The organism is Bacillus manliponensis, assembly GCF_000712595.1.
Lineage (GTDB): Bacteria > Bacillota > Bacilli > Bacillales > Bacillaceae_G > Bacillus_A > Bacillus_A manliponensis.
Genome location: NZ_JOTN01000003.1, coordinates 1 through 21,776, shown reverse-complemented (window position 1 = coordinate 21,776; position 21,776 = coordinate 1). Strand labels below are relative to the sequence as shown.

The 21,776-nt window shown below is 35.0% G+C and carries 26 protein-coding genes and 1 riboswitch; of the genes, 9 read left to right on the top strand and 17 right to left on the bottom strand.

Translation table 11 applies throughout. The annotated features are described in order from the left end of the window. Nucleotides 1–174 precede the first annotated feature (174 nt). From queE to BAMA_RS04075, 7 genes are all read right to left on the bottom strand, one after another. The gene (queE, locus tag BAMA_RS04105; protein WP_034636341.1) at nucleotides 175–891 is read right to left on the bottom strand and encodes a 7-carboxy-7-deazaguanine synthase QueE; all 717 of its coding nucleotides are present in this window, start codon (nucleotides 889–891) and stop codon (nucleotides 175–177) included. Then, a complete protein-coding gene (gene queD / locus BAMA_RS04100) occupies nucleotides 884–1,378 on the bottom strand; it encodes a 6-carboxytetrahydropterin synthase QueD (protein ID WP_034636339.1) in 495 nt (164 codons plus the stop codon). The genes queE and queD overlap by 8 nt, the downstream gene beginning before the upstream one ends. Then, nucleotides 1,378–2,040: a 7-cyano-7-deazaguanine synthase QueC gene (gene queC, locus BAMA_RS04095; RefSeq protein ID WP_034636336.1), complete on the bottom strand. Its 663-nt coding sequence runs from the start codon at nucleotides 2,038–2,040 to the stop codon at nucleotides 1,378–1,380. Before queC ends, queD begins: the two co-directional genes overlap by 1 nt. A 90-nt stretch (nucleotides 2,041–2,130) precedes the next feature. Beyond that, nucleotides 2,131–2,174: riboswitch (PreQ1 riboswitch) on the bottom strand. A gap of 130 nt (nucleotides 2,175–2,304) precedes the next feature. Beyond that, entirely contained in the window at nucleotides 2,305–2,421 is a 117-nt protein-coding gene (locus tag BAMA_RS25090; RefSeq protein WP_034636335.1) for a DUF6254 family protein, read from the bottom strand. A gap of 89 nt (nucleotides 2,422–2,510) precedes the next feature. Then, the gene (locus tag BAMA_RS04085; protein WP_034637127.1) at nucleotides 2,511–3,044 is read right to left on the bottom strand and encodes a DinB family protein; all 534 of its coding nucleotides are present in this window, start codon (nucleotides 3,042–3,044) and stop codon (nucleotides 2,511–2,513) included. Between the two features lie 145 nt (nucleotides 3,045–3,189). Beyond that, nucleotides 3,190–4,884 carry a M3 family oligoendopeptidase gene (locus tag BAMA_RS04080; protein WP_034636332.1) on the bottom strand — a complete coding sequence of 565 codons (1,695 nt, stop codon included), beginning with the start codon at nucleotides 4,882–4,884 and terminating at the stop codon, nucleotides 3,190–3,192. Nucleotides 4,885–5,139: 255 nt separating this feature from the next. Then, nucleotides 5,140–5,589: a MarR family winged helix-turn-helix transcriptional regulator gene (locus BAMA_RS04075; protein WP_034636329.1), complete on the bottom strand. Its 450-nt coding sequence runs from the start codon at nucleotides 5,587–5,589 to the stop codon at nucleotides 5,140–5,142. Between the two features lie 227 nt (nucleotides 5,590–5,816). Here BAMA_RS04075 and BAMA_RS04070 point away from each other — a divergent pair, with 227 nt between their 5' ends. Next, complete coding sequence (locus BAMA_RS04070) at nucleotides 5,817–7,313, top strand: ATP-binding protein (RefSeq protein ID WP_034636327.1); 1,497 nt, start codon at nucleotides 5,817–5,819, stop codon at nucleotides 7,311–7,313. Nucleotides 7,314–7,337: 24 nt separating this feature from the next. Here the strand turns inward: BAMA_RS04070 and BAMA_RS04065 are convergent, their stop codons facing one another. Further along, on the bottom strand, nucleotides 7,338–7,619 hold the full coding sequence (locus BAMA_RS04065) for an aspartyl-phosphate phosphatase Spo0E family protein (protein WP_034636325.1): 282 nt from the start codon (nucleotides 7,617–7,619) through the stop codon (nucleotides 7,338–7,340). 287 nt (nucleotides 7,620–7,906) lie between these two features. On the opposite strand from BAMA_RS04065, the gene BAMA_RS04060 reads away from it, so the two are divergent. Continuing rightward, nucleotides 7,907–8,683, top strand: a complete 777-nt coding sequence (locus BAMA_RS04060) for a divergent polysaccharide deacetylase family protein (protein WP_034636324.1) — start codon at nucleotides 7,907–7,909, stop codon at nucleotides 8,681–8,683. An 85-nt stretch (nucleotides 8,684–8,768) separates the two neighbouring features. Here the strand turns inward: BAMA_RS04060 and cbpA are convergent, their stop codons facing one another. The 3 genes from cbpA to BAMA_RS25355 all read right to left on the bottom strand — a co-directional run bounded on the left by cbpA (nucleotide 8,769) and on the right by BAMA_RS25355 (nucleotide 10,453). Then, nucleotides 8,769–9,389, bottom strand: a complete 621-nt coding sequence (gene cbpA / locus BAMA_RS04055) for a cyclic di-AMP binding protein CbpA (protein ID WP_034636322.1) — start codon at nucleotides 9,387–9,389, stop codon at nucleotides 8,769–8,771. 159 nt (nucleotides 9,390–9,548) lie between these two features. After that, nucleotides 9,549–10,178, bottom strand: a complete 630-nt coding sequence (locus tag BAMA_RS04050; RefSeq protein ID WP_034636321.1) for a class II aldolase/adducin family protein — start codon at nucleotides 10,176–10,178, stop codon at nucleotides 9,549–9,551. 146 nt (nucleotides 10,179–10,324) lie between these two features. Continuing rightward, nucleotides 10,325–10,453, bottom strand: coding sequence for a hypothetical protein (locus BAMA_RS25355; protein ID WP_265182703.1), 129 nt, complete (start codon nucleotides 10,451–10,453; stop codon nucleotides 10,325–10,327). A gap of 172 nt (nucleotides 10,454–10,625) precedes the next feature. On the opposite strand from BAMA_RS25355, the gene BAMA_RS04045 reads away from it, so the two are divergent. After that, a complete protein-coding gene (locus tag BAMA_RS04045; RefSeq protein ID WP_034636320.1) occupies nucleotides 10,626–12,377 on the top strand; it encodes a B12-binding domain-containing radical SAM protein in 1,752 nt (583 codons plus the stop codon). A 41-nt stretch (nucleotides 12,378–12,418) separates the two neighbouring features. Here the strand turns inward: BAMA_RS04045 and BAMA_RS24715 are convergent, their stop codons facing one another. Next, complete coding sequence (locus BAMA_RS24715) at nucleotides 12,419–12,568, bottom strand: hypothetical protein (protein WP_034636319.1); 150 nt, start codon at nucleotides 12,566–12,568, stop codon at nucleotides 12,419–12,421. A 148-nt stretch (nucleotides 12,569–12,716) separates the two neighbouring features. On the opposite strand from BAMA_RS24715, the gene BAMA_RS04035 reads away from it, so the two are divergent. Continuing rightward, a complete protein-coding gene (locus BAMA_RS04035) occupies nucleotides 12,717–13,049 on the top strand; it encodes a DUF3905 domain-containing protein (protein WP_034636318.1) in 333 nt (110 codons plus the stop codon). A gap of 42 nt (nucleotides 13,050–13,091) precedes the next feature. Here the strand turns inward: BAMA_RS04035 and BAMA_RS04030 are convergent, their stop codons facing one another. From BAMA_RS04030 to phaR, 5 genes are all read right to left on the bottom strand, one after another. After that, nucleotides 13,092–14,441, bottom strand: a complete 1,350-nt coding sequence (locus tag BAMA_RS04030) for a TrkH family potassium uptake protein (protein WP_034636317.1) — start codon at nucleotides 14,439–14,441, stop codon at nucleotides 13,092–13,094. Between the two features lie 24 nt (nucleotides 14,442–14,465). Next, the gene (locus BAMA_RS04025) at nucleotides 14,466–15,659 is read right to left on the bottom strand and encodes an NAD(P)/FAD-dependent oxidoreductase (RefSeq protein WP_034636316.1); all 1,194 of its coding nucleotides are present in this window, start codon (nucleotides 15,657–15,659) and stop codon (nucleotides 14,466–14,468) included. A 424-nt stretch (nucleotides 15,660–16,083) separates the two neighbouring features. Then, on the bottom strand, nucleotides 16,084–17,169 hold the full coding sequence (gene phaC / locus BAMA_RS04020; RefSeq protein ID WP_034636313.1) for a class III poly(R)-hydroxyalkanoic acid synthase subunit PhaC: 1,086 nt from the start codon (nucleotides 17,167–17,169) through the stop codon (nucleotides 16,084–16,086). A gap of 82 nt (nucleotides 17,170–17,251) precedes the next feature. Then, nucleotides 17,252–17,995 carry an acetoacetyl-CoA reductase gene (gene phbB, locus BAMA_RS04015; protein ID WP_034636311.1) on the bottom strand — a complete coding sequence of 248 codons (744 nt, stop codon included), beginning with the start codon at nucleotides 17,993–17,995 and terminating at the stop codon, nucleotides 17,252–17,254. 157 nt (nucleotides 17,996–18,152) lie between these two features. Then, nucleotides 18,153–18,611, bottom strand: coding sequence for a polyhydroxyalkanoic acid synthase subunit PhaR (gene phaR, locus BAMA_RS04010; protein WP_034636309.1), 459 nt, complete (start codon nucleotides 18,609–18,611; stop codon nucleotides 18,153–18,155). Between the two features lie 208 nt (nucleotides 18,612–18,819). Here phaR and phaQ point away from each other — a divergent pair, with 208 nt between their 5' ends. The 5 genes from phaQ to BAMA_RS03985 all read left to right on the top strand — a co-directional run. Further along, nucleotides 18,820–19,272, top strand: a complete 453-nt coding sequence (gene phaQ / locus BAMA_RS04005; protein ID WP_034636307.1) for a poly-beta-hydroxybutyrate-responsive repressor — start codon at nucleotides 18,820–18,822, stop codon at nucleotides 19,270–19,272. Between the two features lie 43 nt (nucleotides 19,273–19,315). Beyond that, a complete protein-coding gene (gene phaP / locus BAMA_RS04000; RefSeq protein WP_034636304.1) occupies nucleotides 19,316–19,840 on the top strand; it encodes a polyhydroxyalkanoic acid inclusion protein PhaP in 525 nt (174 codons plus the stop codon). A 101-nt stretch (nucleotides 19,841–19,941) separates the two neighbouring features. Next, entirely contained in the window at nucleotides 19,942–20,385 is a 444-nt protein-coding gene (locus BAMA_RS03995) for a MaoC family dehydratase (protein WP_034636301.1), read from the top strand. 133 nt (nucleotides 20,386–20,518) lie between these two features. Continuing rightward, nucleotides 20,519–20,704, top strand: coding sequence for an alpha/beta-type small acid-soluble spore protein (locus BAMA_RS03990; RefSeq protein WP_034636298.1), 186 nt, complete (start codon nucleotides 20,519–20,521; stop codon nucleotides 20,702–20,704). 348 nt (nucleotides 20,705–21,052) lie between these two features. Further along, nucleotides 21,053–21,776 (top strand): RNA-guided endonuclease TnpB family protein (locus BAMA_RS03985; RefSeq protein ID WP_034636295.1); only part of this gene is annotated, 724 nt, incomplete at its 3' end.

Genomic DNA, 21,776 nt, shown 5'->3' with positions numbered 1-21,776 from the left:
AATCAGTGGGAGTTTTCTTCATCCCCCCACTGATTGTTAGTTGAACGAATCGGGCTATTACGGGCTGTTTATCTCCCACCTAAACTTCTTCGTTTTCTCTCAAGTTTTGAGGTGGGAGTATTACAGCCCGCAAATAGCGGGATAAACTTTCTTATTGCTTACAACAAAGCAATGTTACACACCTCGTTTATTTCCCCAAACAAGCGCGTGAAGCTGCGGTAGCACCTTCGCATCATTCATTTCTTTACAGTGAACTGCTTTTTCAATAAGCCATTCGTACTTTTGTAGTAAGCGACTAACGAGAGCCGTATCATCCGTCGTAACTGTATCATCATTTCCTACTTGTAGGAAAAAGGGTACATGTGGATAACGTTCATGTATTTCTTTCGCATACTCAAAATCCACCTCATCAAATACAACAACTTTTAAACTGAAATCTTTTCCTGCTAATTTATGAATAACAGTATCTAACATTTCAAAATTTGTTTTCATCGTAGAACTCGGTGGTTTTGGTGAGATTGTAACTTCATCAACCTGTAACAACCAATCTTGCCACTTGCTACCTTGCGTTTCAATTGCAGTGCGAATACCTTTTTCTTGTAACAAAGTAAGAAACGCATCTAATTTCTTCAAAAGAACTGGATTTCCCCCTGAAATAGTTACATGAGAGAAATTCCCCCCACCTAATTCTACAAGTTCATTCCAAATCTCTTCCGGTCCCATTTGACGAATTTGCTCTTTTGCGGATCCATCCCACGTAAAGGCTGAATCACACCAAGTACAGCTATAATCACAACCTGCTGTACGTACAAACATCGTTTTTTGCCCAACGACCATTCCTTCACCTTGAATAGTTGGTCCAAACACTTCTAATACAGGAATGTTACTCACCGAGCATCCACTCCCGTCTTACTTCTGCATAGCTTGTTGGTGTCTCAAACAAACGAACAAATTCAACACGCGCACCTTTATATTCATTTTGACGCTCTTCAGTTAGCAACGCTTCTTCCATTTTCTCAAAAATCCATACGACCATATTTTCAGCTGTCGTATTCATCGCTGGTAACGTTTCATTTAAATAGCGATGATCTAAATAAATTTCAATCTCATTTTTCCAAATATCTTTTATATCTCCAAAGTCGATCGTCAGACCAATTTCATTTACATAACCGCTAATTCCAAAGACAACTTTATACGTATGTCCGTGGAGATTTTTACATTTCCCTTCATAACAATGCAAGTGATGTGCTGCATCGAAGGTAAACTCTTTGCTTACCATAACACGCTTGTTATGGTACTTTAGTTGTTCTCGTCCAATGTCTGTATCAATTTTTTGTAAATTTTCTACAACGCGAAATCCAAAGAAGTTATTTTCCATTATGCTTTCTCTCCTTCTCGCTCTTGTAAATACGTATCAAGACCTGCTTTACGTAATTTACATGCAGGACATTCACCGCAACCATCACCAATTATTCCATTATAACAAGTTAATGTTTTTTCTCTGACATATTCAAATGCACCAAGGTCATCTGCTAATTTCCATGTTTCAGCTTTATCAATCCACATCAGTGGTGTATGAATGACAAATGGATAATCCATTGATAAATTTAATGTTACATTCAATGACTTCACAAATATATCACGGCAATCCGGATAACCACTAAAGTCCGTTTCGCATACACCTGTAACAATATGGCGCGCACCAACTTGTTTTGCGAATACACCTGCAAATGATAAGAACAATAAATTTCGTCCATCTACAAATGTAGAAGGTAACTCCCCTTCTGTTTCTGTAATATCAATGTCTGTTCTCGTAAGTGCATTTGGTGCTAATTGATTTAATAAACTCATGTCTAGCACTGTATGTTTTACACCTAATTCTTTTGCAATTGCAGCAGCACAATCTATCTCAAGCTTATGACGCTGATTATAATTAAACGTTACCGTCTCCACTTCAGCAAATTGCTGCATTGCCCAAAATAGACATGTTGTACTATCTTGTCCACCGCTAAACACAACAACGGCTTTTTCTTTTTTCATATTCATTCTCCTTCTTTGTTCATACTAAGAAGAAAGAACGTTCTTGAACTATCACAATAAAAAAACAAAACAATACCCAAGGATATTGTTTTCTCCTTAGTTTTTTATAGAGGGAGTTCGCGAACCTCTCCCGTGCTAAACACGGATTTTCTTCTTCAAGTTTCATTTATATTGTAGCATAATATCTACATACAGTAAAAACAACTTTGATTACGTATCAACATACGTGTCATCATTTTAACATAAAAAAACGTGATGTCACCATCACGTTTTTTTCGTTTCATCTACAAGCTCTGCAAAGGTTTTCACTTTTCCATGTGGTTGCTGATTTTCTTTACGTGCTTTCCACTCACGTTCTTGTTCACGCTTTTTATGGCTCATTTGATTCATCTCCTTCTTCCATCCTCTCTTATATGTTCTAACAGATGAAAAAAGATTATACATCATAAGATTCCTACCTCAGAAAGCACTCACCTTTTGTAAATGGAATATTTCGCTTCTTTTAATTGCGTTAAATGGCGCTGCTCATGCAAATCAAGTACTTGTATCCATTGATATAAGTTCAAATCATGAAATACTGGATGCCTTAAGGATTTCTCTATTAAATCTTTTTCGTTCACAACCGTATGAAGAGCGTTCACTAAGGCTTCCCTAGAATTGCGGAGCAATTGAATCATTTGTTGTTTTTTCATTAATGTTTCAGTTGGTTCCATGTGCTGAGGTGCTTCTCGTTTTGCTGTTCGGTCTAACATAATTTGGAGATTCTTATGCGTAACTGGATTTCTTTCGTTTTTATGCAAACCATATAAAAGTGCCGAAGTAACAGATTGCTCAACTAAATGAAGATGATGTAAGATTTGTATAATGCTCCATTTATCACGGCGTGGTTTTGTATTTACCTCCGTATCTGTTAACATTTCAATTTCAGATAAAATAGCTGTTCTTGTCACTTGTAATCCTTGTAGTAACATTTCTATACTCATATTTGCCTTTGATTGAACCATATTCATAATCCCCTCCTTTAGTTAGTTGGTGAAAAAGAGGCGCTTCTTTTGAAGAAACACCTCTTTAATAATCTGAATTTTCTTTATTATCTCATGTTCATCTTTATATGTCGATTGTAGATTTATAAAAAAACTTGCATATTATTTACAATTTTGTGTCATCCACTTCATTTAACCACGATTTAATATCACGAATTACACTTTGTACACAACCATCTGCAAATGGTGAGATTAAATTCGCTGTTTCTACTAGCTGTAAAAACGACTGACTGCCACCTTCACGACAAAGGTGAACATAATCCTCCCATGCCTCTTGACGATTCTCTCTTGCACGCTTCCAAAATTGTAGTGCACAAATTTCTGCTAACGTGTAATCAATATAATAAAATGGATTTTCATAAATATGTGCTTGTTTTTGCCAAAATCCACCGTTCTCTAAATATTCATTTCCTTCATAATCACGTGTCGGCAAATATTTCTTCTCAATATTACGCCATGCTGCCTTACGCTCAGCTGGTGTTGCTTCTGGATTTTCATACACAAAATGCTGGAATTCATCAACAGATACACCATATGGTAAAAATAGAAGTGCTGAGCTTAAATGTGAGAAGTAATACTTCTGAGCATCTTCTTCAAAAAATAATTCCATCCACGGCCAGGTGAAAAACTCCATACTCATAGAATGAATTTCACAAGCTTCAAATGTAGGCCAATTATACTCTGGTATTTCAAAACGACGACTTTCATACACCTGAAATGCGTGACCTGCTTCATGTGTTAAAACATCAATATCACCAGCTGTTCCGTTAAAGTTTGAGAAAATAAACGGCGCTTTATAATTTTCTATATATGTACAATAGCCCCCGCCAGCTTTTCCTTTTTTCGCAACAAGATCGAGCAGATCATTCTCTAACATAAAACGGAAAAATTCGTCTGTTTCTTCTGATAACTCTTTATACATTGTTTTTCCATGGTTAATAATCCAATCTGCATCTCCCTTTGGCGTTGCATTACCAGACATAAACTCAAAATTCTCATCATAATATGTTACCTTTTCAACCCCAATACGTTGTTGCTGCCTTTTTCTAAGTTCAGTCGTGACAGGAACAATATAATCTAGTACTTGCTTTCTAAAGTTTGCAACCATTTCCGCATTGTAATCTGTACGATACATACGTGCATAGCCAAGTTCAACAAAATTTGAAAATCCAAGTTTCTTTGCAATTGCTGTTCTTACTTTCACAAGTTCATCGTAAATACGATCTAACTCCGCTTCATGCTCAGATAAATAACCGTAGTACGCTTCGCTAGCTTGCTTACGCATATTACGATCCTTATTCTGCATAAATGGAATAAGCTGAGATAAAGTTCTCTCTTCACCTTCAAACTCAATTTTAGCTGCCGCTAATAGCTGTACGTATTGCGAAGATAATTTATTCTCTAACTGCAAATCTCCTACCACTTCATCTGAATATGTTTTTAACTCACATGCCGCCAGTGCAAATAATTGTTCGCCGTAATATGTTTCTAGCTCTACGCGAAACGGCGATTGCATAAGCGCCTCATAATACTTTGTCACATAGCCTTTTACAATAGGAGAAGACTCATCAAAAAATTCATTTTCTTCCTTATAAAATGCATCTGTCGTATCGAGCGTATGACGTATGTAGCATAAATTATACATCGTATTAAAATCATTACGGATTTCATTTATATATGAAATCACCTTTCGTTGATCCTCAGCTGTTCCGGCATTTGTAAATTGTACAATCGCCTCTTTAAACTTCCCCTCTAACTCTTCCATACTCGGACGTTTATACTCATAACCTTTAAATGACATATATGTACCTCTTTTCTCTATAATATTCTCTTACTATAATTCCACCTCTTTGAAGAAATACCTTTTTTAATAGTCAACAATAATAAAGTAAAACTTCAATCAGTGGGGGTTTTCTCCATCCCCCACTGATTGTTAGCCCGACCAATCGGGCTTTTACGGGCTGTTTATCTCCCACCTAAACTTCTCTGAATCCTCTAAGTTTTGAGGCGGAAGTCTTACAGCACGTTAATGCGGGATAAACTTTCCACATCACGATTACTTTCTTTCATACTTCCCCACTTTCTTTAATAACTGTAACAGATCATCCTTTTCCTGACCTGTTAACATATGCAAAGAATCGTGTATAACTCGTTCATGATTTGGAAAGATATCACTAATTACTTGTGTCCCTAGTTCTGTTAAATATGCATAAATTACACGCCTATCATTTGGGCAATTTTTTCTTTGCACAAGTTTCTTTTTTTCTAATTTGTCAACAACATACGTAATACTACCACTTGCAATTAAGATTTTCTCGCCAATTTGTTGCAAAGGTTGTGTCCCTTTATGATATAACAGTTCTAATACTGCAAATTCAGTTGGATTCAATCCATAAGCTTGAATTGATTTATGCGAGACATCCATTACTGATCGGTGCGCACGTGATAATGCAATAAACACTTTCAGTGACATTTTTATATCTTCAATATCACAATTTCTTTCCATAAAACCCCTTCTCTCACTTTCATTCTTTTCAAACATGGATATTATAACAACTTTAAAATAAAACAATTATCTAAATATTAATATTCGTTACGAAAAAGCTATTATTTGAACTGGATTTATATATAATGTATATTGAAACTTCTATAAATGAAAACAATTTATATCCTATGTAATATATAAAAATTGAAAAACTATTTATAAGATTAGCTAAAGAAGGAGTCACAAATTTGAAAGGAAAACTACGTAGCATTTTGTTATACTTTTCACTCGTTATATTACCTACTCTTGGAATTAGTACACTCTTTTTCTCTTATCATTGGCATAAAATGCATCAAGAAAACAAAAAGACTGCACATTCTGTATTATTCCTATATAGAGACTACTTAGATCACCACATCGGTGAAGCTTCTTCTGCATTAGAAATGTTAGCAATGGTTTTTAGTGCCAAAGCGCCTACAAGTAATGAAGAAATCGCACAACTTTTGCAAGGTACGTCGAAAACAGATGGACGTTTTTCCGGCCTTTATTATGCAGATCCAAACGCAATAATTACTGTCGCATCTTCACCACTGCAAAAACCAATTGATGTGTCTGACCGACTGTATGCGAAAGAAGCATTAAAAACGAAAGAAACAACTGTATCCTCCGCAATTACAGATCGCGTATTAGGGCATCGTGCCATTCTCATTGGAACTCCTATTCTTGATCAAAGCGATAATATAACAGGGCTATTAATGGCTAGCTTAGAATTTGACCATCTTGCAACAGCATTAAACGCGATTAAACCGAAATTTCACTTTGAAGTAACCGATCAGTATAACATTACATTTTTAGAAGATGACAACGGCTTGGATGGACAAAGTAAAAGTAAAGTAACGACTCATTTGAGCAATTTACCATGGAAAGTGTCTGTCTATCCACAGCAAATTGATACCATGCTTTTATATCGAATCGTATTTACTGAAAGCTTAATTACGCTATTTTTAATAAATATTCTTTTTTTAGTGATGCAAAATGCATTATTAAAGCGTCAAACAGAATTAGAAAAACGTCAAAATGAAGCGAAAAAACTCGAGTTAGTGGGTACATTAGCAGCTAGTACAGCTCATGAAATTCGCAATCCTCTTACTGGTATTAAAGGTTTTATTGCTCTTTTAAAAGAAAAACATAAACATGAACAAGACCAACTTTATTTTTCTATTATTGAACAAGAAATTGAACGGATTAACGAGATTGTGAGTGAATTTTTAATTTTAGGAAAACCAACTGCTGTTATCGAAAAAACATATGATTTACGAGAAGTTGTTAGAGAAGTATCATTAATTATTCAATCAGAGGCAAATTTATATAGTATCGAATTTGTAACACATATGCCTGAACAGCCGATTCTCATCCGATGTTCAAAAGATCATATTAAACAGGTTATTTTAAATATCTCAAAAAATTCTCTTGAAGCGATGTCTTCTGGTGATAAACTAACGATTGATGTAAAGAAAGATGGCTCAAAAGCACAGCTACAAATTATAGATACAGGAAAAGGAATGTCAGAACAAATCCAAAACCAAGTGTTCGAACCATTTTTCACAAATAAAGATACAGGAACTGGGCTTGGGTTAGTGATATGTAAACGAATTATTGAAATGTATAAAGGACAAATTGCAATTGATAGTAAAGAACATGAAGGTACAGTTGTCACTATTACATTGCCACTTCATTCTGCCTAATCATCCATTTTTGATGATTAGGCTTTATTTCATAAAGCCAGTCACTAATATTCTCCAAAAGATACTCGACTTTCTATTCCTATATTCTTTTTCATAAAACCGTTTTTTCATAAAAAACAGTTTTATAATGTTTTGTTCTTTATAATTTTGATATTGTAAAATGAGCCTGTCCAGCTCTTGACTTACTCGAATTGTCTCTAGATTATTCAAACCATTTTCTATACCAAGATGAATCATTTCTTGACGTTTCACATGAATATCTTTCAATAACTTTTCCATTTCATACTTACGCCTTACTATAAACATCTATATCCCCCTCATTTTTTATCTATCAGTAAAATTCTTATCAAAAATATTCAATCCCCTAAATTGGTAATCTTAAGCCTCACCTTGAGAATTATTACAAATTATTCTATCTTTGTAAATACATTCGCAATAATAGACATTTTTTTCATTTCATTTTTTACCAACTTTCTATAAAATACGCTCTTTCTTCTTTTTAATTCTTATCACTTCGACATTTTATGCGTTTAAATTCATACAAAACGCAAACGATAAAGGTACATATTATATTTTAAAAGGAGAATACTTTTATGCGTAAACATATCCTTACACTCTTCATTTTCACTTTGCTTTCCGTTGTCTTGTTTTCATCATCCATTTATGCACAAACAAACAAAGTAGCTATCGTGATTGATGACTTTGGAAACAATATGAAAGGGACAGAGAAAATGCTATCACTCCCTATCCCATTAACCGTTGCTGTGATGCCTTTTCTTCCTTCAACAAAACAAGATGCCATTGCTGCTCATAAAAAAGGACATGAAGTTATTATTCATATGCCAATGGAACCTGTTAAAGGAAAGAAAGAATGGTTAGGTCCTAAAGCTCTTACTACTGATTTAAGTGACGAAGAAATTACGAAACGTGTAGAAGAAGCCATCGCAGACGTTCCACATGCAATTGGAATGAATAATCATATGGGGTCAAAGGTAACTGCTGATGAACGAATGATGCGGATTATTTTATCTATATGCAAAAAACATGGACTTTTTTATTTGGATAGTAAAACAAATCCAAACAGTGTGGCAAAAAAACTCGGGAAAGAATTAGGCATTCCTGTTGTCGAAAACAATCTCTTCTTTGATGATGTATATACTTCTTCCCATGTGACAAGACAAGCAAATGTGTTACTCAAAAAATTACAATCTGAACCCGTCGTTATCGCAATTGGACATGTTGGACCTCCTGGCGAAATTACTTCAAGTGTCATTCAATCTTATGTTCCAAAAATAAGAGAAAAGGCAGATTTTATTTTCCTATCAGATTTAGTCTCTCCTCAACCACCTGTTTCTGCTCTACAAAAGTGAGACTTCAATCAGATGACTAGAGCCTATTCCGCCAAGATTTTACAGGATAAAAAAATAGGGAGAGGCATTTTGCCTCTCCCTATTTTTAAATACGATCTACATGACTTACTCTAAACCCCTTTTTTTCCAAACTCGAAAGCAATGTTTCCAATTCTCTCTCTAAAAGTTCGTCACATATATTTACAATAATCCTTCGAATATATTGATCTCCATTATCTAATGTAAATAGGCCGCCAATGTTATAAGTTTTTAATAACGCCCCAAGCTCTTTTATCGTTCCTTTATTATCGTGTGTCGCTAATGTTAATATGTACCCACCTGTCTTCATTCCAAACGAATCTTCAATCACATCAAATACATTTGAGTGTGTTAAAATACCAACGAATTCATCATAATCATTTAATACTGCTAAAAACGGTAGTCTACGAATGGTATAAAAAGCGCGGAAAAATGAATCTCTCTCAAAGATAAATGCACTTGACTCCTGTAATAATGCCGTTACATTTACAACTTCTTCATGTTCACATATATGTTCTAGTACGTCTACTTTATAAATAATTCCTTTAAATTTTTTATCAGCTTCTCCAATTACCGGTATCGCACGATATCCACTGTCGTTCATTTTTTCTAATGCTATATTTACGTTATCATTCTCAAAACAACAAATCACTTGCTGTTTTGGAAGAAAATGATATTTAACTCGCAAAATACGTTCCTCCTCATATAACGACATATAATCTATATATAATAAGAACGAACGTATTTTATGATTAAAATCATTTTTAAAACGCTTTCATTTTTAGGAATCGGTTGATAATAACACTTCTCTCTCTTAGGCTTTATTTAGCCTAAAGAGAGATCTTACTTATATAACTGAGCTTTTCGTACCTTTAATCATTAATAATTTCACATGATAATTCATTAAATACTCTAATCCTTCTAACCACTTTTTCGTATCTTCAGGTGATGCTCCCCATACGAATAAACCATAGTTATGAACAAGCACCGCTCCGCCACCTTCAGTGAAACTCGGAACACCTTCCTCTAATAAATTCGCTAGACTACTCTCATTTTCTACAATTGGAATTGTAATCTGTGTAATACCTTCTTTTCCAAAAACTCGTTCCACATTTCTTTGTTCAAATGTTACTTCGCCCTCTTTCTCATATAACTCGGACATTAAATGACTATCAACGGTCTGCACTTGTAAAATACAATCCGCCTCACTCTTTTTATAAATATCTGCGTGTAGACATGATTCAACTGCTGGTTTTTCCTTACAAACAAACACAGGCTCACATGAACTATTTACAACCATAAAATCCTCGTCTGAAAGTAAACCTTTATCTTTCCCTTCGACATTAATTAAAAATGTAAGTGGATCCTTTGACGTTCTCATTGACAAACTAATTTTCGTTCCATAAAACCAATCACGAAGAGCTAACTCCATTTTAATTTCTTGCAGTTCTTTCCATTTCTTTAAGAAAAACAACATAGTGTCACCCCCGTATTGTTATGTCCAAAAACCCCTTCTATGTAAAAAGTCTATTTTTTGACAATTCTAAAAATTTAATTGAATTATCACATGATAATCCTTTTTTGTCAATATGCATTTGCCTTGCTATATAAAAAAAAGAGCCTTTATTTTATAAAGCTCTTTGCCTTCATCACAGATTGTAAAATCTCTTTTTTTTCTTTCTCATTAATGATTCTTAATTTTTGTAACACATGTACATATAAAAATAACTTATCGTACATACGCTTCCTCACCTCTTCCCCTTCTTTCCCTTAACCAACTTTTTTTATGTTGGTAAATTATATGATAAAAACTAGAAAATGTGTCCTTCTTTTTGTACAAATCACATATTTTTCTCACATTGTATTTTAAAGCGCATACGCCTATACTAGACAATGTGATTCTAATTAAAGTTGAGGTAAAAATATGAAAGCAATTGTAAGTACGTTAAATGCTAAGTACATTCATACAAACTTAGCTATTCGTTATTTAAAAGCATATGCTCAGCCAGAGTTTAACTTAGAACTGGCAGAGTACACAATTAAAGACCCAGCCATGAATATCGTGACAGATTTACATAGACGTCAACCAGATGTCCTTGGCTTCAGCTGCTATATCTGGAATATTGAAGAAACGATTCAAGTTATTCAAATGCTGAAAAAAATTAACCCAAACTTAATTATTTTTGTTGGTGGGCCAGAAGTAAGTTACGATGTGAAGCACTGGCTAGAACGTGTTCCCGAAATTGATTTTATTATTGTCGGAGAAGGCGAGGCATCTGTCAAAAACCTTTTATTTGAGCTACAAGGAGAAAAACAATTTGAAAAGCTCCATGGTATTGCCTTCCGTAAAGAAGACGGGACGTGTGTTATAAAACCACAACGTGAAAAGTTGAATTTAAAAGAACTTCCGTCTCCTTATCGTTTCCCAGAAGATATTCCACATTTAAGTAAGCGTATTACATATATTGAAACAAGCCGGGGTTGTCCGTTTAGTTGTCAATTTTGCTTATCTTCTATTGAAGTTGGAGTTCGTTATTTCGACCGTGAACGAATTAAAGATGACATTCGTTATTTAATGAAAAATGGGGCGCATATTATTAAGTTTGTTGATCGTACATTTAATATTAGCCGTAGCTATGCGATGGACATGTTTCAATTTTTAATTGATGAGCACCTACCAGGAACAGTATTCCAATTTGAGATCACAGCTGACATTATGAGGCCTGAAGTTATCGAGTTTTTAAATAGAAATGCACCACCTGGATTGTTCCGATTTGAAATTGGCGTACAATCAACAAACGATAACACCAATGATCTTGTAAAAAGACGTCAAAACTTTGAAAAGTTAACACGTACGGTTACGATGGTTCGTGATGGTAAAAAAATTGATCAACATTTAGATTTAATTGCTGGACTTCCAGAAGAAGATTACAATTCCTTTAAGAAAACGTTTAATGACGTATTTGCACTACGACCAGAAGAGCTACAGCTCGGTTTCTTAAAACTACTTCGCGGGACAGGACTTCGCGTTCGTTCAAACGATCATCAATATGTCTACATGGATCACGCTCCTTATGAAATGTTAAGTAATAACGTTCTATCTTTTGATGATATTGTTCGTATTAAACAAGTAGAGGACGTTCTTGAAAAATATTGGAATGCGCATCGAATGGATCATACAATTGAATATATTATTTCATCTGTATTCGATACACCTTTCGACTTTTTCCAACAATTCGGAACGTACTGGGATACACAAGGATGGATTCGAATTGGTCATCAATTAGAGGATTTATTCCAGCGTCTATATCAATTTTTACAAGCAGAAGAAGTACGAAATCTATCACATGTTGCAGGGCTTATGATCGTTGATTATTTACAAAATCATAATCATCGCCCTCGTAAATCTTGGAAGCAAACGCAAGTAAATAAAGATGAATCTAATGACTACTACAAACAAATTATTCAAAATCCATCTTTACTTGGGGAAGAATTTACTGCGCTACAATTAAGCGAGAAAGATTTATATAAACATACCATTTTAGAAATTTTACCATTTGATTATGCACACTATGCACAGTATAAAGAAATCTTGGCAACTCCTTCTATACTTGTTGCGTACTATAATCAAAAATCAAAACAATGTGAACTATATAGTACAACAAAGATGTTATAGGACATCTTATATACAATAAAAATGAGGTGCTTATAAGCGCCTCATTTTTGTTTCCCTTTTTTTGCATTTCGATTTGCATATTTCGCTACATTTTCACCTTCATATTCTGCGGCAAATTCCGCATCTGGTAGGCTTTCCTTCGGTGTTTTATTATGATTCGCTGCTGCATTTTGCTTTACTTTTCTTTTCATAAAAAACATCATTCTCCTGTTCATTTATAATCACACTTACACCATTAGTATGAAAAAACAAAACAAAATTATAGATGGTAACTGTTAACAAGAACAGAACGCTTTAGAAAGAGAAATACTATACTTGTATAAGAAAGGAGCTAGAGGAATGAAAGAAACACCAAACAATTCACCGATTTTAGATGAAACTCTCCCACATCAAATTAATTTTCCTTCCTTTAAAGGAACTGGGATAAAAATGCAACCACCCTTTACAAATGAATATGGCATTGTAATTGGTGATAGTTTATATAATTCAACAAATAGTCCACTGAATAACTGGAGTGATGAAGTTGATCCTGCTATTATGTCTGGCGATCAATGGGTTCATCCTACTAATGATATTGGATGGATTACTGAAGAAAATAGAGAACTACTACAGCACAAAGAGGATGATCAAGAGGAGCGCTTTATGCATCCTCAGTTTGGTATTAACGATTAAAAAAACTCATTCTATCTTCTTAAGATAGAATGAGTTTTTTTATTATCCAATGATTATACGCTCTTTCGGATACTTATAACGCGGTGGTTGCTCTCTTCCGCCAATAGCTAAAATAAATGTTAATATTCCAATTCGTCCAATAAACATCAGTACGATAAGGACTAATTTTCCAACTGTTGTTAAATCTGAAGTAATTCCAGTCGAAAGGCCCGTTGTTCCAAATGCAGAGCACACTTCAAATACTAAGCTCATAAGAGATGCATCTTCTGTCATACATAATATAAAGAGCGAGCCTGCACAAAGTAAAATCCCCATCGTTAATACAACAAAGGATTTTAAAATATCTTCTTCATGTAACTGCCTTTTGAACACACGAACACTTCTGCCACCTTTTGCAAATGTATATAACACAAGAATATTAACAGCGAACGTCGTAGTACGTATTCCCCCTCCAACAGAGCTAGGCGAGGCACCAATGAACATTAAAAAGCTCATAAAAAGTAAAGTCGCTTCTGAAAATTCACGAACATCCATCGTTGATAAGCCACCACTTCGCGTTGTGACAGATTGAAATAGTGTATAAAATAAAGTTTCATGCCAATTTTTATCTGCTAAAAATAAATTTCTCTCTAATAAGAAAATCACAATTGTACCAACTGTAACAAGTAGAAAGAATGTTGTTGTTGTTAATTTTGTAAACAAAGAAAACCGAAATAATTGCTCCTTCTTCCTACTAAAATATTGCTTCACTTCAATTAACACAGGAAAACCAATTGCCCCTAAAATAATAAGAAGCATATGTATAATCTGAACAACATAATCTTGCTTGTACGGAATCAGTGATTGCCCCGTTAAATCGAAACCACCATTTGTTGTGGCACTGATAGCTGCAAAAAAACCATGAAAATAAGCATCTTTCCAATCAGGAAAATAAAGCAGGAATCGCGTACCAAGTAGTAAGGCACCTACAAGCTCAATAGAAATAATTAATATTAAAATAGACCGCATTAAATGTACAAGCCCTGATAAGTTTCCTTGGTTTTGATCCGCCATAATAAGACGTCTTTGATGAAGTCCAATCTTCCTGCCAGTTACCATCCATACAAATGTACCAAGTGCCATAATTCCTAATCCACCCAGTTGTAAGATAAGAGCTAACACGACAATCCCTGCTGTATTAAATGTATCAGGAATCGATACAACCGATAGCCCAGTTACACTTACTGCACTGACCGATATAAATAGGGCATCAATGAAATTCCAATCAACTCCCGACTTTATGAAAAATGGCATACTTAATAAAGTAACCGACACAAGTACAGCTATCACATAAAATAAAACAATTAACTGTACAGGCCTTAATTTGTGTAAAAATTTTCTTATTCGATTCATTACATCACTTCTTCTACTTTTTTTCTACCTCTGAAATAAACAAAAATCTGAACTTTTCCCATGTGTAAACAGTTCTTGAAATATTTTTGCAAATACCATCGCATATACTGTACCATTCCCACCATATGTAAGGGCATAATACAAATTTGGTATTTCTTTATCCTCTCTTAATGTAGGTAGCCCATCACGACTTCCACCAAAAATTGCTCCCCAGTAATATTCAGCTCGAACATCCGTGAAAAATGGAAACATTTCCTTTACACGCTCCACAAGCACATCCCTTTTATATAACAATCTATTTTCCGCATACTTGTGTAGTATAAATGGTTCATCTAATCCACCGATAATAACTCGGTCTTTATATGTACGGCAATATAAATACGGACGAGCAGTTTCCCAAATTAATGATTTTTCATACCATCCGTCAAATTGTTTTTGAACATTTGTCACAATTGCATATGAAATACTTAGCTCTACGTTTGGATTTCGGTTCACAAATTGCGATTCATACCCCGTTGCCATAATTACCGATTTTGCTTTTATTATCTTTCCATTGCTCAAATAACAATAAATCTCACCTAATATACGCTTCATATGAACAACTTCTGTATGCTTAAATACCTGTGCTCCCTGCTCTTTTGCTTTTTGAAGCAAACTGTGTGCTAACAAATACGGATTCACTTCCGCGTCTCCTGATGTATATAATGCCGCTTCTTTCCTAAAGGAATACCGCTCGCTAACTTGTGCAGATGATAAAAACTCCACAAGAAAACCGTAACGTTTTAACGTATTATATTCTTCTTGTACAAGTGAAATATCCTTTTCGTCACTTGCATAATATAAGCTTCCTCGCAATTTAAACACAGGATCAATAGAGAGTTCTTTTACAACATTCTCTAACGTTCTTAACGCCTCATAACATAATTGATATGCGCGTACGCCTCTTTCTTCACCAAATGTATGAATCAAAGAAGTTAAAGATTTATCCTGTGAAAACTGTAACAATCCTGTATTAGCAGCGGTACTCCCATGTGCTATTTCTCGCTTATCAATCACCGTAACATCCATGCCAATTTTTGATAAAAAATATGCTGTATGGGCACCGACAGAACCACTCCCAACAATAAGCACATCACATATCATATCATCTTCTAATGCAGTATAACAAGGTGTAGAAACTCCTTCATTCCAGAACAACTTTCCTAACTTTAACTTCATAAAGCACGCTCCTAAAATAAAGTGAAACTTCAATCAGTGGGGGGGTCTCCATCCCCCACTGATTGTTAGTTGAACGAATCGGGCTTTTACGGGCTGTTAATCTCCCACCTAAACTTCTTTGCTTCTCTCAAGTCTTGAGGTGGGAGTCTTACAGCCCGTTAATGCGGGATAAAGTGACATTGCTCCATATGTATTAACAATTATGCCTAAAAAGCAAGCCTGCCATTTATATGTTGTCCCTTTATTTTTTGTTGTTTTCCATAAAAAAATCCAGTTAGTATTAAACTAACTGGATTTTCTACCATGTATGCTGCATAAACGAGCTAACAATTGAGGTGCACAGCCTATTGAAGTTTCAGTTCATCCCGTATTAACGGGCTGACAATCAGTGAGGATGAACCCCCCACTGATTGAACGTTTCGCTTTATTTTGAACGCTCTTCAAGCCAATTCCCAATCGTTGGATATGTTTGTTTTACAGCAGTTCCTCCGTATACAATTGACATATGTCCGGTCGGCAAACATACATATTGTTTATCGATACTAGAAATATGCTCTAACAATGCTTCTACTTGACAAGGAAGTGCGATATGATCACGGCTTGCAGAAATATTTAATACATTCGCTTTAATATTTTCTAGCTTCACTTGTTGACCGCGAATGACAAGCTCACCTTTTACTAGCTTATTGCCTTGATAAAAGTCACGAATCCATTGACGATATGACTCGCCTGGGAACGGAATTCCATCCGTTACCCATTTTTGAACGAGTTTCCAGCTTTCAACAAATCGTTCATTTTCAGAGCGATCAAGTAAGGCAACGTACGGTCCAACAAAGTTTGAAATCGGCTTTAACATTTTATTTCCAAAGTCAATCATCTCTGGTGGGATATTTCCAAATGTATCCACCGCTTTATCTAAATTGAAATACTTTTCATCTAATAATGGCCCATATAAGCCTGTATCTGAAAAGTCAAACGGGCTTGTCATAAAGATTAAGTTACGAATTGGCATATGAGGATGGAGCGCAGCATAAATAGACGTTAATGTTCCGCCCATGCAGTAGCCAAGTAAAGAAATTTCTTCTGCCTTTGCAGTACGTAATACTTTCTTCACTGCTTTTGCAATGTAATCAAACACGAAATCATCAAATTTCAAATGACTATCTTCTAATCCAAATGTACCCCAATCTAGCATATATACATCAAAACCACGATCTACTAGGTATTCCACTAAACTATTTCCTGGCGTTAAGTCCATAATATATGGCTTATTAATCAGTGCATAAATAAGTAAAATTGGAACAGATTGTGTTTTTTCTTGTTTTGGAACATAACGGTACAATTTTGTTTTATTTTTTGTCCAAATGACTTCTTTTGGCGTTAACCCAACTTGTGGTTCTGGTTCACGAAGTAAAACATCACTAGCTCTCTTGAAACGACGATATGCTTTTTTATACTCTTCTGGGTACAATTCCAATTGCTTTTCCCATTCTTTTACGAATGTTGTCATTTTCATATCCCCTTTTTGTATAGTTCTTTTTGAAAGAAAGAAGTGCACTCCTTCTATGGACATGCACTTCTTTACTGCTATATTACATATATAATCCGCCGTTAATATTTAACTGTTGTCCTGTAATGTACGCGCCGTCTTTACATAAGTAAACAACGCCCTTTGCAATCTCATCTGCTTGACCGAAACGTTTCTTCGGAATTTTTGCAACGATTTGCTCGCGAACATTTTCAGGAACTTCTGCCACCATCTCAGTATCAATGAAACCTGGGCAAATTGCATTTACTGTTACATTCGTTCTTGCAAGCTCTAATGCTAATGATTTTGTAAAACCAATCATACCAGCTTTTGCAGCGGAGTAGTTTGTTTGACCAAATCCACCAGCTTGGCCAATAATAGAAGAAATACTAATGATTCTTCCCTCTTCCGCCTCTGTAATATGAGGAAGCGCAGCACTTGTTGTATTAAATACACTACTCAAGTTTACATCGATTACACGATCCCAATCTTCACGATTTAATTTTTTAAACGTGCGGTCTCTTGTAATACCAGCATTGTTAACTAAGATATCTAGCTTTCCGAAATGCTTTACTGTTTCTTCAACAAGACGCTTTGCATCTTCTAATTTCGAAACATCTGCTTGGCAAGCATATACATCATGGCCGTCTTTCGCTAGCTCATTCACAAGGTTTTCAGCTGCATCTTTACTGCTGTTGTAGTTAATCACTACTTTTACGCCGTCTTTTACTAATGCCTCTGTAATTGCTTTTCCAATTCCTTTCGCTCCACCTGTTACAATTGCTACTTTTCCATGTAATTGAGCCATGTGTGCTCCCCCTTTGTTATAATGTGCGGTTATATCATACAACTGAAATTTATATGTACTAACACCGCTATGCATAATAAAAAATATTTATATGATATATCGTTATAAAAAGTAGTTCTCCCTTCTACTTCCTAAATCGATATATATCACACTTCCATTATTTTTTAGGTTCTGGTTTTGCTGGTGATTGTAATTTTTCTAATACTGCGTTTTGCTTTTCTAACAACTCTAACACTTTATCCATTTTATTTTCTAATACGCGCATATCTTGTTTTACTTTTGTAACATCGCGCTTTAAAGCTGAAGATTGCACAAGAAGATCTTCTTTCTCCTCTAAAAACTCTTCAATGTTATCAACTTTACTTTCTAAATTAATAACAAGCGAAGCTACTCTTGCAACATCTTCTTGCGTTGGCATATTCACTTTATCTAAATAATTTTTTGTTACATCATTCATCATCTTTTGGTAAAACAAATTCAAATCAAGGACGCTACCCATCCATGCTGAATACTCTTCTGTCTTAATTGTTTCATTGAGCGCTTTTCCCCAAAAATTCTCAGTTTGTTCATAAACATCTTTCCATGCTTGTAGTGGATCGAGTTTTTGATCAATCACTTCGTCGACACTCCTTTTACTATTTTTGTGAAACAATTCAACCTATTCATTATTTTCTAATATTCTGAACAAATACGCAAGTCCTTTATTTACATTTTACATTTTCTATTTTTTAATAAAACTATTGACAAAATAATCAGATAAGTGTAAATTGCACATATAGGCAATACAATTACCATCGAACTGATTCATGAGGTGATGAAAAATCATGCTACACAATGAACCAGAACAAAAAGAGCTTAACGAAAATGCTCAAACAAAACAAAAAAACTCCATGCCAAAAAACTTCTTAGTTCCTTTCCTACTTCTCTGTCTTAAAGATTGGAGTCTTCACGGCTACAAACTTATTCAAATGCTAATGGATATTGGCTTTTCCTCTATTGATCAAGGTAATGTATATAGAACTTTACGCAAACTTGAAAAAGAAAACCTCATCACTTCTACTTGGGATACAAGTGAGGGAGGTCCAGCAAAACGAATCTATTCATTAACTGATTATGGAGAAAAGTATTTAGCATCTTGCGCTACTTCTTTTGAACAATACCAAAATATGTTACGCACCTTTTTCACCCTATACACCAATGCATTCTTTCCATTTTCCACTTCTAAAGAAAAGGATGAAAAAACAGATTCCTCTTCACCTGGTGACACAGCAGAATAGTCTGCGTTCACAATATGTAAACTAAACATTTGGAGGTCAAATCATGGAAACTAAACCATACGAACTGGTCGATGCATTTTGGAAAAACTGGTCAAACTCCCTTTCCCTCTTCACTTCAGCTGGGAAACAATTTGAAGAACTTACATTAGAGACGATGAAGCAACAGCAAGAAGCTTTGAATAAACTAACAGAAGGTATGGATGAATTCGAAAAAGAAATCCAACAATTTAATAATCAAGTGAATAACCAGTATGCAGATTACATGAAGCAATTTGCTGGAAATTCCTTAAACAAACAAATTGATGAATGGCAATCAAAATGGACTGAGATCTCCAGTCAAATGCATCAGCTTACTGTATCACCTTCAAAAACATCGCTAACATTACTTACACAAACAAGCGGACAATTTGAAGAAGCAATAAGACAAATGATCACACAACAACAATCTCAACGTGAAGAGGTACAAAAACAAATGGAAAGTTTTTTGGAAGAATTCAAATCCATGCAATTGGATCTCGTGAAAAAGTTCGAGGAAAACTCAAAAAATCTATTTACTTCCATGAAATAAGAAAAATGTGGTACCTTACAGCAAAGAATACCCGTCTTCTTCTTTCTCCTATTACATCAGGATGGCTACCCTTTTTCACCATGGAAACAAAGGAGGAAGAAATGAATCCTTTTAAGGAAGCCGAATCTGTTCAAGAGCTGTACTATGATGACATTCAAGTTGGTGATCAAGCCTCTTTAACAAAAAAAATTACAGAAGACGATATTATTTCCTTTGCAAAGCTTACTGGTGATGTAAATCCGATTCATTTGCTTGATTCGTTTGCAAAAACGACAATGTTTAAAGAACGCATTGCACATGGTATGCTCGTTTCTAGCTATATTTCGACTGTGCTTGGCACAAAATTACCAGGTAAAAATACCATTTATCTATCACAAAATGTAGCATTTCGTGCCCCTGTTAAGATTGGTGATGTTGTCCGTGTTGTAGCTGAAGTTACATCAAAACGAGATGATAAACGAATTATTACGATACAGACAAATGTATATAACCAATCAAATACAATCGTTGTAGAAGGAACGGCAACTGTGATGAAAAAGGAGTAACTTATAAGTTACTCCTTTTTCTTGTCCAATAAATTCTAATATGTCCGGTTACTTCCGGGTATCGCTAAGAAAATAGAACATACAATAAAGATACCAGTTCCTATACTGGAATATAAAAAAGGAAGTGCACATTATGGCTAGAACAAATAAATTACTTGTTCCAGGTGCTGAGCAAGCACTAGAACAATTCAAATATGAAATTGCTCAAGAATTTGGCGTAAGCTTAGGATCAAACACAGCATCTCGTTCTAATGGTTCTGTAGGTGGAGAAGTAACAAAACGTTTAGTATCTTTAGCACAGCAACAATTACGTGGTTAAATTATATAAAATGGCATAGAGACAGAGTCCTTCTGTCTCTTTTTATCATTTCAGCCAAGAATACTCCTTCCTTAAGGAACGTGAAGGGTGTAGCTCAGTGAGTAGGTGGGAGATGAATTGGCTTCGGACAAGGGATGGATTCTTTTTCATCTCGATTGTCCGACTGTTCGAGTGCTATTTGTAATGAATGAAAAAAATTTGGATACGAGTACCGAAACCTTTTCGGTCTTTGTATTCATCTCCCCTTTTTAAAAGCGTTTGCTTTTCTATAAAAACCTCCTAATAATATACAAATTGCATCGAGATTGATAAAATATGTATATCGTAACAGAAAGGGAGGTGAAAGTCATGATTATCAATAAAGCGTTTAAATTTCGTATCTATCCAAATAAAGAGCAAGCAACTTTAATCAATAAAACAATTGGATGTTCTCGATTTGTATTTAATCACTTTTTAACAAAATGGAATCAAACTTATAAAGAAACAGGACAAGGATTGACGTATGGTATATGTTCGGCTGAACTTCCTGCAATGAAAAAAGAACTTGCTTGGTTAAAAGAAGTAGATAGTATTGCTATGCAATCATCTATTAGAAATCTTGCAGATGCGTTTGCCCGTTTTTTTGAGAAACAGAATGACGCACCACGCTTCAAATCCAAAAGGAACAAAGTACAGTCCTATACAACGAAACACACGAATGGGAACATTGCAATTAGTGGCAATACAATTAAACTACCGAAATTAGGTCTTGTTCGTTTTGCGAAAAGTCGTGAGGTAGAAGGACGTATTTTGAATGCAACCATTAGACGGAATCCAAGTGGAACATACTTTGTATCTGTTCTTGTGGAAGTAGAAGTTCAGAAACTCCCTAAAACGGGTTCATCTGTTGGAATAGATGTAGGTATAAAAGACTTCGCTACACTTTCAACCGGTGAAGTATTTGGGAATTTGAAATGGTTTCGTACATTGGAAAAGAAGTTAGCTTATGCACAGCGTATTCTTTCCAGGCGTAAACAACTGGCACCGAAACGAAACTGTAAGTTAGATGAAGCTAAGAACTATCAAAAGCAAA